This is a genomic window from Sulfurospirillum sp. MES (assembly GCF_000789415.1).
Classification (GTDB): Bacteria; Campylobacterota; Campylobacteria; order Campylobacterales; family Sulfurospirillaceae; genus Sulfurospirillum; species Sulfurospirillum cavolei.
On sequence record NZ_JSEC01000048.1, the window covers coordinates 1 to 1247 of the forward strand.

The window sequence follows — 1247 nt, forward strand, 5'->3', positions numbered from 1 at the left end:
TCATCTGCCCACAGGTCCCTGTGGCGTGCAAGTCTTGACGACCGATGCGATTCGGGTGGCTGATTAGGATACTTTTGAACCGCTTCAAGCCGATAAAGGCTAGAACGTGCATGAGTATTCCATCGTCGCATCGCTGATCGACGTGTGCGAAAAAGAGGCGAAAAAGCATCGTGCCAAAGCGATTAAACGCCTAAGTGTTCGCATCGGACGCCTCAGCGGCATCGAGATTCATTTTTTAGAACAGTGTTTTGAAACCTTTAAAGAAGATACGATCTGTCGCGACGCGGTCTTGGAAATTGAAGTGTGCGACGTCGTGCTTGTGTGCAAAGCGTGCGGCACACGAAGCGTCGTAAGCGAAAACCGTTTTGTCTGCCCGAAATGCCAAAGTGCGGAAGTTAAGATGATCGGCGGACAAGAGTTACATGTCAAGAGCATAGAAATTATCGAGGAAGAGCATGAGAGAGTATAAAACCGTTGCAAAAGCATACCCGAAAAAGCGTCCGGCAAAGGAGCGTACACAAGATTATTATCCGATTTACCATAACTTTGAAGAGAACGAAGCTAAGGCGCAAGCTAGCCGTTGTTTGCAATGCCCCATCGACCTTTTGCGAGGGCTTGAGAGTGAATTTACGTTCTGTCGTACGGGCTGTCCGCTCAACAACAACATTCCCAGATGGCTGAAAAAGACCTACGAACATGACTACGTAAGCGCATTCGAGCTCTCCAACGCGCGCTCGCCCTTCCCTGAAATTTTAGGTCGTGTTTGCCCTAAAAAAGGCTTGTGCGAAAGTGCGTGTACGTTAGAGAAAACGCCCTATCATGCCGTTTCTATCGGCAACGTCGAAGTCTATCTCAACGAAAAAGCCATCGAAGAGGGAGCCGTTCCTTTTTACGGTCGCGCCAGCGAACGCACGTTCAAAGTCGCGGTCGTTGGGTCCGGTCCTGCGGGGCTTAGTTGTGCGACGTTCTTACTCAGAGCCGGCATCGACGTCGAGCTTTACGAGAGGGAAAATCGCGTGGGCGGACTGTTGATGTACGGAATCCCCAATTTTAAACTCCCCAAAAGCGTCATTTTACGCCGTTTCGAGTGGATGAAAAATGCCGGAATGAAAGTACACCTAAACACCGAAGTCGGCAAAGACGTCAGTTTGAGCGAACTCCAAGAAAAATTCGATGCCGTCTTTTTGGGCTTGGGCGTTCCGATCGGTCGTAGCGCGGGTATGGAAAACGAAGATGCCAAGGGAGTG

At 50.0% G+C, this 1247-nt stretch carries 2 protein-coding genes; both read left to right on the forward strand.

The annotated features are described in order from the left end of the window. The first annotated feature begins 106 nt into the window (after positions 1 to 106). Complete coding sequence (gene hypA, locus OA34_RS13320; RefSeq protein ID WP_039676243.1) at positions 107 to 469, forward strand: hydrogenase maturation nickel metallochaperone HypA; 363 nt, start codon at positions 107 to 109, stop codon at positions 467 to 469. Next, positions 456 to 1247, forward strand: a 792-nt coding sequence (locus OA34_RS13325; RefSeq protein ID WP_286683069.1) for an NAD(P)-binding protein, incomplete at its 3' end; no start/stop codon positions are given. The genes hypA and OA34_RS13325, both read left to right, overlap by 14 nt.